The following is a 12,821-nucleotide window of genomic DNA, read 5'->3' on the forward strand; positions in this document are numbered from 1 at the left end:
GCCTAGTACGGGTGGATGACGCCGAGGCTCAGGAGCACGAGCACGAGCGTTCCGAGCGCGACGCGGTAGACGACGAAGGGCAGGAAGCTGTGACGCGAGATCCACCGCATGAAGAACGCGATCACGCCGAGGGCTACGACGAACGCGACGACCGTCGCGACGGCGGTCTCCCCGAGGCTGTACACGCCCGGCGCGTTCCAGCTCTTCGCGAGCTGGTAGAAACCGCTGCCGAACACGGCGGGGATCGCGAGGAGGAACGAGTATCGGGCGGCCGCGGCGCGCTCGAACCCCATGAACAGACCGGCGGTCACCGTGCCGCCGGAGCGCGAGACGCCGGGGAGCAGGGCGAGCGCCTGCGCGAGACCGTAGACGATGCCCTGTCCGTACGTCATCTGCTCGAGCTTGCGGCGCTTGGATCCGACGTGGTCGGCGATGCCGAGGAGCACGCCGAAGAAGATGAGTGTCGCCGCGATGATGTACAGCGAGCGGAAGACGGTCTCGATCTGGTTCTGGAACAGGATGCCGAGGGCGACGATCGGGATGCTGCCCACGATGATGAGCCAGCCCATCCGGGCATCGGGGTCGTTGCGCGGGATGCGGCCGAAGAGGGCCTGGAACCAGCGTGCGACGATGCGGACGATGTCGCGCCAGAAGAACACGACGACGGCGGCTTCGGTGCCGATCTGGGTGATCGCGGTGAACGCCGCGCCCGGATCCTGCGCGTTCGGGAGGAAGGCGCCGAGGATGCGCAGATGCGCGCTCGAGGAGACCGGAAGGAACTCGGTGAGGCCCTGGACGAGCCCCAAGAGGAACGCCTCGAACAGGTTCTGCATGCGTGCCTTTCGAGCGGGACCGAGCGGTGCGGGATCGGCCGGGGTCGGCGCGAGGTCAGTACGTGCGGAGGAGATCGGCGAGGACGCGCTGGCCGAAGACGAGGGCGTCGAGCGGAACGCGCTCGTCGACCCCGTGGAACATCCCCGTGAAGTCGAGGCCTTCCGGCAGCCGCAGCGGCGCGAAGCCGTACCCTCGGATGCCGAGACGGGACAGCGCCTTGTTGTCCGTGCCGCCGCTCAGGAGGTAGGGCAGGACCGGAACCCCCGGATCGTGCCGGCCGAGGGTCGCGACCATCGCGTCGACGAGCTCGCCCGCGAACGGCGCCTCGAGGCCGATGTCGCGATGCACGACCTCGATCTCGACGCCCTCCCCGACGATCCCCCGCAGGGCCGCGAGCACGTCATCCTCCGTGCCGGGAAGCACGCGGACGTCGATGAGCGCCTCGGCGCGGTCCGGGATGACGTTGTGCTTGTAGCCCGCCGTGAGTCCCGTCGGGTTGGCAGTCGTCCGCAGCGTGGAGCGGATGAAGCGCGACGCCGCGCCCGCCTCCAGGGCCACGGCGTCGGGGTCACCGGCATCCGTCCCCGCGAGCTGCCGGATCGCGTCGAGCAGCTGGGTCGTAGTGGCGGTGAGGTGCACCGGCCAGGTCGTGCGACCGATGGCCGCGACCGCTTCCGCGACCCGCGTGACCGCGTTGTCGGCATGGAAGGCGCTGCCGTGCATCGCGGTGCCGCGGGCGACGAGCCGGAGCCACAGGAGCCCCTTCTCCCCCACCTGCAGGAGATAGGCGCGGTGTCCGGCGACCTGGACCGAGTAGCCGCCGACCTCGCTGATGGCCTCGGTGGCGCCGGCGAACCACTCGGGGCGATCCGCGACGACGCGGTGCGATCCCTGGACGCCGCCGTCCTCCTCGTCGGCGAAGAACGCGACGACGAGGTCGCGCGCGGGCGCGTCCCCGGAGCGGACGATATCGGCAACCGAGGTCAGGATCATGGCATCCATGTCCTTCATGTCGACGGCGCCGCGACCCCAGAGGAGCCCGTCGCGGATCTCCCCGGCGAACGGATCGACCGACCAGTCCTCCGCGAGCGCCGGCACGACATCGAGGTGTCCGTGCACGACGAGCGCGGGCTTCGCGCGATCGCGACCCGGGACCCGCACGGCGAGGCTCGTGCGCCGCTCCACCGGCTCGTAGACCTCGGGCGCGAAGCCCAGGTCCTCCAGGTACGCCACGACGTACTCCGCCGCCTCCCGCTCCCCCCGCGCCCGACCACCGCCGTGGTTGGTGGTGTCGAAGCGGATGAGGTCTCGCGCGATGCGGACGACCTCGGGCAGGTCGGACGGTGCGCTCGCGGGCATGGCGTCCAGGCTACCGGCCCGCGGTGTCCCCCCTGCGCCGCGGCGATGCGGGCCCGCGGACCGGACGTGGTAGAGTCGATCCTCGGTGCTGTGACCGGCACACACTCTGCGCGGGTGGCGGAATAGGTAGACGCGCTAGCTTGAGGTGCTAGTGCCCGTATAGGGCGTGGGGGTTCAAGTCCCCCCTCGCGCACAGAGCAAAAAGCGGCTCCTCTCAGAACTTCAGTTTCGAGAGGAGCCGCTTTCGTTCCCGTCATCTAATGACGGCGGAACGCAGGAAGAGCCACGTCCCCAGCGAGGCGAGCACGACCGCCGCGCCCGCCGCGACAGCGAGCCACCACAGTTGGAACGCCGCCACGATCTCGGCGAAGTCGGGGACGATGAGAGCGACGCCGAGTCCAACGGCGACAAGCACGCCGACTCCGAGCAATTGAGGTCCACGCACTCCGAAACGTACCCATGCCGCCGCGAAGACACCCCCTGCGGCAAGGAAGACGAGCACGCCGAGGAAGACGATGGCGAGGAGCCTTCCCGGATCGCCCGCCCCGAGCGCATAGATGTCGAAAACGTAGAAGCCGACGAACCAGTGGTTGGTGGCCACCTCGACGAGGCTCAGGACGAGGAACACGACCGCGACATATGCGGCAACGAGCGCCTGCCAGATCAGAGTTCCGGCCACGAATGCCCGCCGCGTGGAACCGAGCGTGAGGGCGAACGGGTATGTCGTCGCCACCGAGGCGACACCGAAATACACGAGAAAGCTGCCGAAAGCGTAAATGACGCCCGGGTTGCTCCGGCTGCCCTGGATCCATTCGAGCGATCCAGGCTGACTGCCACCACGCCAGAAGATCAGCGCAATGAGCACGGAGATGAGACCGACCAGGGCCGCGATCCACAGCGGAGCAAGAAACGTGCGGCGACGCTGATTGAGATGCAGCCGGACGGCGAAGATGACTGCGCTCATGAGACGGTACCTTCCGGGAGAATCCGCGGTTCGACGGTGCCCGCGCCGAGCGCCGCGACGAGTTCTTGAAGCGAAACGGGCGAGACATGGACTCCGCTCCGCGCCGCCTCATGCCGCAGATCCGTATCGACCGAGCCTCCCACGGTCACGGACTTGAGGCCAGGAGCCGAGTGAGAATTCAAGATCATGCGCTCGGCAGCAAGCCGGTCGACAGCATCACTCGGACCGTTGAGCACGAACGCCTGGTCAGGAACGCTCTCGCTCGGCCCATCCATGCGGACCTTTCCACGGTCCAGGATGACGACCCGGTCGAAAAGCGCCTCGGATTCCTCGATCAGGTGCGTCGACAAGACGATCGTGCGTGGATGCGCCAGATAGTCGCGCAGCAGCATGTCATGGAAAGACGCGCGCGCGGTGACGTCGAGACCGAGGTACGGCTCGTCGAGGAGCGTGACGGCCGAACGCGAGGCGATGCCGAGGACGATGGCGACCGCCGAGAGTTGGCCGCGGGAGAACTTCTTGATGGGAGTCTTCGAGGGTATGCGCAGACCGTCGACCAGTTCCTCAGCCACATCCGCGTTCCAGTTCGGCGCATAGGTCGGCGCAATGCGAAGCACCTGATGGAGCCGGTATCCGTCGGGATAGCGCTGGTTGTCCCGAACGAAGATGACGTTCGAAAGCACGGACTCGTTCTCATACGGACGCCTGCCCAGCACCGTGACATGGCCCAACGAGGGCCGGTCCTGCCCCGCAATGAGAGACATCAACGTGGTCTTCCCCGCCCCGTTGCGCCCGAGCAAGCCCACGATGGATCCCTCGGGCACGGTCAGACTCACATCGTCTAGCGCTTTCGAGCCGCTATATGAGCGAGTGACAGAGTGGATCTCGATTGCGCTCGTCACTGTTGGCCTCTCTCTTCTTCACTAATCAGGTGGTGCAGCTCGTCGCTGTCGATGCCCAGCACTCGCGCCTCCTCGAGAAGTGGGCGGAGATATCGCGTGCGGAAGTCATCCCGGCGCGTCCTCCTCAAGAGCTCTCGAGCTCCGGTCGCGACGAACATTCCGATCCCCCGCTGCTTGTAGAGCGCGCCCAGCTCGACGAGCAGGTTGACGCCCTTGCTGGCCGTCGCGGGATTCATTCGATGGAACGCCGCAAAATCGGTCGCCGATGGGACAGCCGTCTCCTCCGGATAGACGCCCGCGACGATGTCGTCCGCGATCTTGTCGGCGAGCTGCTGGAAGATCGGGGCCTCTCCGGAGAACACACCATCACACTAGTCCATTACTCTACTAATTGACTAATGCCCATTCAGCCAGCTGGGCGGTCCGCCTGTTCAACCGTGCAACGACATGACGCGCGCCCGGTCGACTGTCGGGACGACCGCGTACCATGAGGGCATGGTGAACCCGGCGCTCATGGAGCAGGTCGACCAGCTCAGTCCGTCCGAGTTGGTCGAGCTTCGCGACGCGATCCAGACCAAGCTCGGCGACGATGTGCCGGCCGGTCAGTGGGCGATCCTGGAGCAGCGCGTCGCCGAGGCAGATGGAAAGCCGGACGACTACGTCACCCTCGATGAGTGGAAGGCGCAGCGAGCGGCGCGGCGCACCGCGTGAGCTACACCGTCCGACTCCTCGCCAACGCACAGCGAGACCTCGCTGACATCGAGGCGTACTACGACGAGCACGTCCCGCAGGAGACGGACCGCTGCCTCGACTCCATCGAGGCGGCCCTGGATTGGATCGCGGAATACGCGCACCAACCAACGGCCAGCCGCTTCGGGCTGCGCCATGTCAGCACCGAGACATTCCGCTACTACCTCTGGTATCGGCTCTTCGAGGTCGAGCGGTTCGTGCAGGTCGTTGCCGTGCTGCACCACCGGAGTGGGGATGACGCTCTCACCGAGCGCGTTCCCTGACGCCTGGATAGGCGACTGAAGTATTGATCTGGATAGGCGACTGAAGTATTGATCGCCGATGACTATTCATGCTTGAGTAATAGTTATGGGCGATCCGGTGGGTGGTCACGACTCGCAGCTCCTGCGTGGCGTGCTCCCGCTGCTCATCCTGACGCTGCTCGATGAGCGCGAGTCCTACGGATACGAACTCGTCGAGCGGCTCCGCGAGCTTGGGCTGGCCGGACTGGCAACGGGAGTGGTCTATCCGGTTCTCGGCCGATTCGAGCGAGACCACCTCGTGACGAGCCGTCTCGTGGCGTCGTCGTCGGGACCGGCCAGAAGGTACTACGCGATCACCGAACACGGTCGAAGCGCCCAGATGGACGCGGCCGCCAAGTGGACCGCCATCGCGCGAATCGCCGAGCGAGGACTGGACCGAAAGGAGAAACACGCATGACATCGAGGACAGCGCCGGTCGCCGAAGCGCGACGATCCTCGCGAGTAGTCGATCGGCTGCGACGCGAGTGGTTCCTGACCCGCGTCGACTGGCATCTGGACGGCCTCGTGCCGAGCAGCGATCGCAAGCGGATCATGAACGCGCTCCGCAGCGACATCGTGGCTGAGTCTTCGCGACACGGAATCCACGACACGTCGGCCGGGTTGGGAGAGCCGCGAACTCTCGCCCGTGGCTACATCGATGACACAGCTCGGCCGCGTCCGCAGTGGGTCGCAGGAACCATCTTCAGCGGCGTTGCGCTGCTGCTGTATTGGATCGTGTTCTTCGCATACACGCTCGGCATGCTGGCGGTCGTAGAGCAGGCGGCGCTGGGCCACGCCGAATCCCGCTTCCTGTTCATCGATGTGACGGCGTTTGCGGACAAGTCCGGAGTCGGTATCGGTTGGAGCGGCGGACTCGCCTGGCTGATCGTGCCGCTGATCATCGTGGCCATCACGTTCCTCCTGACGAGCCGCGCCTGGCGACTCCTCCCCCGCTCCGCTCACTGAGCTCGCATTTCAGCGTCTGCCAGGAGGAGCCCATGGATGTCAGGCAGGCACAGGCCGAGGTTCGGGACCTCTATCGAGGGGGATTCACGGGTCCTCTCGTCGCCGCGTTCGTCTGGTTCGCCGCGACTGCGGCCTACCAGTGGGCATCACCCGGCGCGGCCATGGCCGTGCTGTTTCTCGGCGGCATCCTGATCTTTCCGCTCTCGACGCTGCTCCTGAAACTCATGGGTGGGCCGGCCGCTCTGCCCAAGGGACACCCGTCGATCTCACTCGCAATGCAGAGCGCCTTCACCGTTCCTCTCGGATTGCTGGTCGCGATTGCCCTGGGCACCTTCGACCCGACGCTGTTCTTGCCTGCCTCGCTCATCATCGTCGGGGCGCACTACCTGACCTTCATCTCGCTTTACGGGATGCGGGCATACGGTGCACTCGCGGGGGTGCTTGTCGCTCTCGGCGCGGCGTCACTGTTCTGGATACCCGCCCTTCGGGAGTTGAGCGGATGTATCGGCGGCGCCATCCTCCTGCTCTCCGCTATCCCGCTGTACCTCATCTATCGAACGTCCTCGATGCGTGTGCCCGGGTGAGTGACCCTCGTCCGGCGCTGGATACGCTGATCGCATGACTCCACGCACCCGACCGGTCGGTACAGGACGACTTCGAGCGGCCGGGGTGCTTCAGCTCATCCAGGGCGGTCTCATGGAGGGGTTGCCGTTCCTCGGACTCCTCGTGATCCTCGCGTTCGGGGTCGATGCCGCAGCGATCACCGCACACGCCCAGGTGTTCGCCCTCCCCTACCTCAAGGACGATCTCGCGCTCATGATGGTGATGAGCGGCATCTTCGGCGCGCTGCGAATCGTCGGAGCGATCGGCCTGCTCCGGGACCGCATGTGGGGGCTCGCGCTCTCGGTCATCAACTGCACCGTCACCCTCGCGCTCATGGTCTTCCTGCTGCCCGCGGGCATCCTCGACGGGCTGCTCTCCGGCACCGCGCTCATCCTCATCCTGACCGCCTGGTTCGGGTCGGCGCGGATAACGCGACCGGATGCCGGTACTCAGACCGCCGACTGACCCGCCGCCCGATCGTGGTGCCGCACTACCGAGACGCGCTGCGCCCGGGGATCTGGAGGTAGGTCAGCACGGCCTTGACCCTGCGATTCTCCTCGACCGGTCCGTGTCCGAGCTTGGCGAAGATACTGCCGATGTGCTTGCTGACGGCGGCATCGGAGAGGGTGAGCGTGCTGGCGATCTCGGCGTTGGACTGACCATCGGCCATGAGATCGAGCACTTCGCGCTCTCGCGCGGTGAGCCGGTCGAGCGGCCCCGGTCGAGACGCGCTCAGAAGGTGCTGCACCACGTCGGGGTCGATCACGGTGCCCCCGGATGCGACGGTTTCGAGCGCCGATGCAAAATCGCGGATCCGGTTCACCCTGTCCTTGAGCAGATAGCCGATCGCGCCTTGGGGAAGCGTGAGCAGTTCACGCGCGTAGGTGTCCGCGATGTACTGCGAGAGCACCATCACCGGCTGGCTCGGTCGCGCGGCCCGAATCTCCAGCGCGGCGCGAAGCCCGTCATCGGCGTTCCCGGGCGGCATGCGGACGTCGGTGAGCACGAGGTCGGGCGGCTCGCCGGCGTCCACGAGCCGCCCGAACGTCAGGAGAAGCTCAGGGGCCGTCTCCGCGGTCGCGACGATGGAGTGACCGAGCCGTTCCAGAAGAGCGATGAGCGCTTCGCGGAGCAACGCGGAGTCCTCAGCGAACAGCAGGCGCATCCAGGATGGTCCCTTCCGTGAGGATCGGCAGTGTCATGTGCAGTGTGGTGGGTCCACCATCGGGGCTCACGAGGACGAACTCCCCGCCGAGGGTCTCCGCGCGCTCACGCAGCCCCCGCAGGCCGGTTCCGACGCGTTCGTCCGCTCCCCCGTTCCCGTCATCGGTGACCGTCACGGCGAGTGCGTCGTCCTCGAGACGGGCGCGGACAGTCAGCCGGGTTGCCGCGGTGTGCTTCGCCGCGTTGCTGATCGCTTCCGTCACAAGGTAGTAGCCGGCGGTCTCGACCGCCGTGGGCAGACGACCGAAATCGTCGAGGTCGAATGTGATCGGGATGGGCGCGCGGTCAGCCAGTTCGCCCAGCGCTGCGCTCAGCCCATGGTCGTTGAGCACGCCGGGATGAATGCCTCTCACCGTGTTCCGCAACGTCGCCATCGCGTGCTCCGCCTGACCCTGGGCCGTGTCGAGCGCATCCCGGATGGGTCCGATCTCGGTTCCACGCGCGCCGAGCTCGTCGAGTTCGAGACGGACGATGCCGAGCCGCGCGGCGAGGATCACGAGTTCCTGCTGAACACCGTCGTGGAGGTCCCGTTCGATGCGTCGCCGCTCGGTCTCGAACGCCTCCACGAGCACCGCACGCGACTGGATCAGCCGTTCGACATTGCGCGAGAGCTCGCGTTGCCTGGGACCGCAGAGCATTCGCAGCAGCGAGACCTGCCCCGCGGCGAGCAGCGCGTTGACGTACGCGAACAGACACACCGCGATCAGCGCGATCGGAATGACCGCCCACCAGGTGTCCGGGCCCACCAGTATCCGAACGTCAGCCGCGAGATTGATCCACGCGGGACCGCGCGCCCCCGAGACTCCAATGAAGGCGAACACCACCAGGCAGAGCCCCTGGGTGAACAGAACGGTCACGACCACCCAACCGACCACGAGGTCGAGCACGAGCGCCGCGGTCTCCCGCCATGTCGCCCCCTCATTCATCCGCACGGACAGCCAGATGTGCCGCTGCTCGCGCGTCAGGGGAACGTGCCCGGACCTCTGACGCGGAAAGCCGAGAAGGGTCGTTCGCCGCCGCTCGATGGCACCGATGAGAAGGCCCCACAGGGGCAGGAGCAAGAATGTCACGACCGTCACGGGAAGCAGGACGATCCCGGCCGCTGCGCTCGCCAGCAGATAGACGAGCGCCCGCCAGGGCCATCCGCCGGCAAGGAACCTCCACGGCCTGCGCGTCAACGCGTGCCACAGGCCTGCCGATCCCATAGGACCACCCTAGGGAGAGGCCGGTGACCCCGACGTGGCGACCGGCGAAGAGTAGAGCCAGCACTACCCCGACTCTCGACCGTGCCTCCTCGCGCTCGCCAGCGCCGTCGCCTCGAATTGGAGGTGTGACCGAACCCCTCATCCGCGCCGAGAACCTGCACAAGACCTTCGCCTCAGCGGGAACCAGGAAGACCCGAGTGCCCGTGCTGCGTGGCATCTCCCTCGATGTTCATCCGGGCGAGATGGTGAGCGTCGTCGGCCCCTCCGGCTCCGGGAAGTCCACGCTGCTCTATTGCCTGTCCGGACTCGAGTCGAGCGACTCGGGTTCGGTCCGCCTCGCAGGTCACGAACTCGGCACGCTCGGTCGCGGTGCGCTCGCCGCGGTCCGCCGCAAGCATGTCGGCTTCATGTTCCAGTCCTACAACCTCATCCCGTCCCTGACTGCCAGAGAGAACATCGCGCTACCCGCTCGTCTTGCGCGACGTCCTACGAGTCGAACGGCCATCGACCGCGCCCTCGCCGACGTCGGACTGGTCGATCGCGGCGGGCATCGACCCGGACAGCTCTCGGGTGGGGAACAACAACGCGTTGCGATCGCCCGCGTGCTCGCGATGCAGCCCGACATCGTGTTCGCCGACGAGCCCACCGGTGCGCTCGACACAGCAGCTGGCTCCGAGGTGCTCCGGCTCCTGCGCGCATCGGCCGGCGCTGGTCGATCGGTGGTCGTCGTCACCCACGACCTCGAGGCCGCCGCGCTGGCCGACCGGGTCCTCGTGCTGCGGGATGGGCTCCTTCACCAAGAGCTCCGACGAGCCACACCAGAGCAAGTGCTCGAAGCGATCACTCTCGCCGGGGCCGTCGCATGATCCGGCTCGTCCTGTCCGACCTGACGGCGCACGCCCGTGTGTGGTTCGGTGTCCTCGCCGTGACCACCGCCACGGGATTCGTCGGCGCGGTCGCGGCTGGCCTCATCGAGACGGGTATCGCCTACGGCGGCCGCGTGCTGTCGGGCCTCGGGAGCACCAGCAGCGCGGTCATCATGTTCACCGCGGTGACTGCGGTGATCGTCCTCGGTTCCACCACGAACCTCACTGTCGCTCTGCAGCGGCGCGACTACGCCCTCTGGCAGCTCGTCGGCGTCCGGCCTGCGCTCGTCGCCCTGGCGGTACTCGCCCAGCTCGGGGTCGTCGGTGCTGTCGGCGCGTTTGCGGGCTGCCTCGCCGCGATGCCGATCTTCCCTCCGCTCTTCACCTGGGCGTTCCGAACCTGGCCCGACATGCAGGGCATCACCCTCCAGATCGGCAGCATCAGTGCGCTCGCCGTGACGGCCGCTGTCACGGGTGTCGTGCTGCTCAGCGGTGTAAGGGGCGCGCGCAACGCCAGTCGGACACCCCCGGTCGAGGCGCTGCGCGATCCGGAGCCCCGGCGAATCCGGATGGGATGGCTCCGCATCGTGTTGACCGTTCTCCTGCTCGGCGGCGCCATCGCGGTCGCTCAGAGCCTCGACGGCCGCGACACGATCGGCGCGTTCTCGGGCCGAGCGATCCTCCTCACCCCCCTCATTGCGGCCGCCCTCGCCACGGCAGGACCAGCGCTCTTCCCGCTGGCACTCCGCGCCTGGACGGCGCTGCTGCCCGCGAGAGCATCGGCATCCTGGTTCCTCGCGCGCAACTCCGCCCGCTACCGTCTCAGCCAGTCCAGCGCCGCCATCAGTCCGCTCATGATCGCCATCGCCCTCGCCGGCGGCCTCTACACCACCAGCGCCACTCTTGCGGCCCGCGCCGCGCAAACCGGCGCAAGCGGCCGATTCGACCTCGCCCCCGAGGGCGTCGTCATCCTGCTCGGTGGCCCACTCCTCCTGTCCGCCGTCGCCTCCGCTGCCACCGTGTTCATGACCGGCCACGCTCGCGAACGCGAGTTCGCGCTCATCCAGGCCGCCGGGTCCACGCGTGGCGCGATCATCCTGGCCGCGAGCTGGGAGGCGGTCATCTATGTCATCACGGCAACGATCCTCGGTACGGCCGCTATTGCGATCGGCGGGGTGATCGTGGCTGCCGCACTCTCGCTGCCGCTCGTCGCGTCCTTCCCCACCATTGGACTGATCGCCGGGGCGGGTTTCGTGCTCATCCTCGCCGCGACCGCGGCGCCCACGGTCGCGGCACTTCGGCACGAGATACCGCGAACCCTCGCTGTCGAGTAGTGGCACCACCGTCGAGATCCACGGCGTCTAGTACGACGGACAGGACTACGAAGCCCTGATCGCAGCCGAGCGCGACTGACCCGGGCACATTTACAAACGTCGGCGGCGCCAGCGCCGGATGACGATCGCACCGGCCGTTGCGGCGACGACGGCCAGCCAGAGCGGCGACTCGAAGGCGATCGCGGCTGCGGCGCCCGCCGACGCGGCGAGCAGGACGCCGTCCAGCGCCCACACCAGTCGCACCGCAGCGCTCGGGTCGCCCATCGGTGTCGGCATCGGCGCGAGGAGAGCCGGCGGCAACATGCCCTTCACCGCGCCGCCGATGCGGATGACGAGCCCCAGCAGCCCGACCGCGAGGGCCCCGACGATCGAGGCCACGGCCGGGATGCCCACGACGATCGCGGCGACAGTGGCGGCGGCAAGCAACACAACGACAACCACCCCCAGAGGGAACAGCGCGTGCTGTACCAGCAGATGTCCGTCGGAGATCCCGTAGAGAGGGAGGTCGGATGCAATGCTCACGGCGTGCCGGATCCCGTCCGTGAGCGGACCGAGCCCGGCGAACACGAACAACCCTGCGACCCCGCCCAGGAGCCAGCCCGGCACGGTCGGCACCGATGCAAGAGCGATGAGCGCTCCGGCGGCGGCGAGGGTGAGGATGCCTGCGGCGAGTCGCCCCGGAGTCCGAGCGGCACCGATGGCGTCGCGGCGCAGGAACATGAGCGACATGTGGCCCGTTGAGCGAACGGCTCGGATGCGACGGCCGACATGAGGTCGCGTGCGGTACAGCTCGGTCGCCCCACTGAAGTCCATGCCTCTGGCACGGGTCGTCGCGGCGTCCCAGCGCAGGGCCTGCGTGACGAGCCCCACGATGCCGAGACGACTCATCAGCGTGGGTACGGCAGCGACGAGCGCGACGCACAGGGCAGTGAAGAGGACCAGGACGTGCGGCGAACCAGCGGTGGGATAGAGGAGGCCCACCCAGCCCCAGGGGGCGAAGGCATAGGTGACCGGCACCACTGCCGTCGCCGCCCCGAGCACGAGGAGACCCAGAGCGATCGGCAACGCCGCGCGCGGGAGCGCCTGACCGGCGAGCCATGCGACCGTCGCGACGATGCCGGTGAGACCGCCGGCCACGACGAAGAGCGCGGCCTCGAACGGATCCGCGAGCCCTCCGTTGACGAGGCTGCCAGCGACCAATGCGGCGATGATCATGGTCGCGCCGGTCACCTGCGCGCCAGCGCGCAGGAGCGGTCCGCGAAACGTCGCCGATCGGGGCTGGTCGCTCACGGCCAGCGCATGCGTGAGGAACGGTGCGCGTACGACCGGCCCTCGCTCTCGTCCGAGCAGCAGGGCACCGGCCCAGAGCGCCGAGACGAGGAGTGCCGTGACGCCCGGTGCGGCCGACGATGCCAAGAAGGCGACGCCCGCCGGGCTCGCGGCGCTCAACCAGATGGCCCGCGCCATCGGCATGACGGCGACGATCAAGACCATCAGCACGGCATAGACGAGATACGCACGATCCCCGGTGGT

At 67.7% G+C, this 12,821-nt stretch carries 16 protein-coding genes and 1 tRNA gene; 9 read left to right on the forward strand and 8 right to left on the reverse strand.

Going from position 1 to position 12,821, the window contains the following annotated elements; genetic code table 11:
* Positions 1-2: 2 nt before the first annotated feature.
* Positions 3-833: an undecaprenyl-diphosphate phosphatase gene (locus ABCS02_RS24990; protein WP_345838397.1), complete on the reverse strand. Its 831-nt coding sequence runs from the start codon at positions 831-833 to the stop codon at positions 3-5.
* A gap of 55 nt (positions 834-888) precedes the next feature.
* Positions 889-2,193 carry a M20/M25/M40 family metallo-hydrolase gene (locus tag ABCS02_RS24995; protein WP_345838398.1) on the reverse strand — a complete coding sequence of 435 codons (1,305 nt, stop codon included), beginning with the start codon at positions 2,191-2,193 and terminating at the stop codon, positions 889-891.
* A gap of 108 nt (positions 2,194-2,301) precedes the next feature.
* Here ABCS02_RS24995 and ABCS02_RS25000 point away from each other — a divergent pair.
* Positions 2,302-2,386, forward strand: a tRNA-Leu gene (locus tag ABCS02_RS25000).
* 60 nt (positions 2,387-2,446) lie between these two features.
* Here the strand turns inward: ABCS02_RS25000 and ABCS02_RS25005 are convergent.
* From ABCS02_RS25005 to ABCS02_RS25015, 3 genes are all read right to left on the reverse strand, one after another.
* The gene (locus tag ABCS02_RS25005; RefSeq protein WP_345838399.1) at positions 2,447-3,157 is read right to left on the reverse strand and encodes a hypothetical protein; all 711 of its coding nucleotides are present in this window, start codon (positions 3,155-3,157) and stop codon (positions 2,447-2,449) included.
* Positions 3,154-3,993, reverse strand: a complete 840-nt coding sequence (locus ABCS02_RS25010; protein ID WP_345838400.1) for an ABC transporter ATP-binding protein — start codon at positions 3,991-3,993, stop codon at positions 3,154-3,156. The genes ABCS02_RS25005 and ABCS02_RS25010 overlap by 4 nt, the downstream gene beginning before the upstream one ends.
* A gap of 62 nt (positions 3,994-4,055) precedes the next feature.
* Positions 4,056-4,421: a GntR family transcriptional regulator gene (locus ABCS02_RS25015; RefSeq protein WP_345838401.1), complete on the reverse strand. Its 366-nt coding sequence runs from the start codon at positions 4,419-4,421 to the stop codon at positions 4,056-4,058.
* Between the two features lie 85 nt (positions 4,422-4,506).
* On the opposite strand from ABCS02_RS25015, the gene ABCS02_RS25020 reads away from it, so the two are divergent.
* The 6 genes from ABCS02_RS25020 to ABCS02_RS25045 all read left to right on the forward strand — a co-directional run bounded on the left by ABCS02_RS25020 (position 4,507) and on the right by ABCS02_RS25045 (position 7,124).
* Complete coding sequence (locus tag ABCS02_RS25020) at positions 4,507-4,770, forward strand: hypothetical protein (protein ID WP_345838402.1); 264 nt, start codon at positions 4,507-4,509, stop codon at positions 4,768-4,770.
* Positions 4,767-5,072, forward strand: coding sequence for a type II toxin-antitoxin system RelE/ParE family toxin (locus tag ABCS02_RS25025; RefSeq protein WP_345838403.1), 306 nt, complete (start codon positions 4,767-4,769; stop codon positions 5,070-5,072). Before ABCS02_RS25020 ends, ABCS02_RS25025 begins: the two co-directional genes overlap by 4 nt.
* 85 nt (positions 5,073-5,157) lie before the next feature.
* Positions 5,158-5,508 carry a PadR family transcriptional regulator gene (locus ABCS02_RS25030; protein ID WP_345838404.1) on the forward strand — a complete coding sequence of 117 codons (351 nt, stop codon included), beginning with the start codon at positions 5,158-5,160 and terminating at the stop codon, positions 5,506-5,508.
* A 134-nt stretch (positions 5,509-5,642) separates the two neighbouring features.
* A complete protein-coding gene (locus ABCS02_RS25035) occupies positions 5,643-6,056 on the forward strand; it encodes a hypothetical protein (RefSeq protein ID WP_345838405.1) in 414 nt (137 codons plus the stop codon).
* Between the two features lie 32 nt (positions 6,057-6,088).
* Positions 6,089-6,640, forward strand: a complete 552-nt coding sequence (locus ABCS02_RS25040) for a hypothetical protein (RefSeq protein WP_345838406.1) — start codon at positions 6,089-6,091, stop codon at positions 6,638-6,640.
* 34 nt (positions 6,641-6,674) lie between these two features.
* A complete protein-coding gene (locus ABCS02_RS25045) occupies positions 6,675-7,124 on the forward strand; it encodes a hypothetical protein (protein ID WP_345838407.1) in 450 nt (149 codons plus the stop codon).
* A 25-nt stretch (positions 7,125-7,149) separates the two neighbouring features.
* On the opposite strand, the gene ABCS02_RS25050 is transcribed toward ABCS02_RS25045, so the two are convergent.
* Together ABCS02_RS25050 and ABCS02_RS25055 are read right to left on the reverse strand one after the other, a co-directional pair.
* Entirely contained in the window at positions 7,150-7,824 is a 675-nt protein-coding gene (locus tag ABCS02_RS25050) for a response regulator transcription factor (RefSeq protein WP_345838408.1), read from the reverse strand.
* Positions 7,805-9,088, reverse strand: a complete 1,284-nt coding sequence (locus ABCS02_RS25055; RefSeq protein ID WP_345838409.1) for a histidine kinase — start codon at positions 9,086-9,088, stop codon at positions 7,805-7,807. Before ABCS02_RS25055 ends, ABCS02_RS25050 begins: the two co-directional genes overlap by 20 nt.
* Positions 9,089-9,213: 125 nt before the next feature.
* On the opposite strand from ABCS02_RS25055, the gene ABCS02_RS25060 reads away from it, so the two are divergent.
* Together ABCS02_RS25060 and ABCS02_RS25065 are read left to right on the forward strand one after the other, a co-directional pair.
* Positions 9,214-9,954, forward strand: coding sequence for an ABC transporter ATP-binding protein (locus ABCS02_RS25060; RefSeq protein ID WP_345838410.1), 741 nt, complete (start codon positions 9,214-9,216; stop codon positions 9,952-9,954).
* A complete protein-coding gene (locus ABCS02_RS25065; protein ID WP_345838411.1) occupies positions 9,951-11,288 on the forward strand; it encodes an FtsX-like permease family protein in 1,338 nt (445 codons plus the stop codon). Before ABCS02_RS25060 ends, ABCS02_RS25065 begins: the two co-directional genes overlap by 4 nt.
* Positions 11,289-11,378: 90 nt before the next feature.
* On the opposite strand, the gene ABCS02_RS25070 is transcribed toward ABCS02_RS25065, so the two are convergent.
* Positions 11,379-12,782: a hypothetical protein gene (locus tag ABCS02_RS25070; RefSeq protein WP_345838412.1), complete on the reverse strand. Its 1,404-nt coding sequence runs from the start codon at positions 12,780-12,782 to the stop codon at positions 11,379-11,381.
* Positions 12,783-12,821: the final 39 nt, after the last annotated feature.

The sequence above is a fragment of the Microbacterium sp. X-17 genome (genome assembly GCF_039615055.1).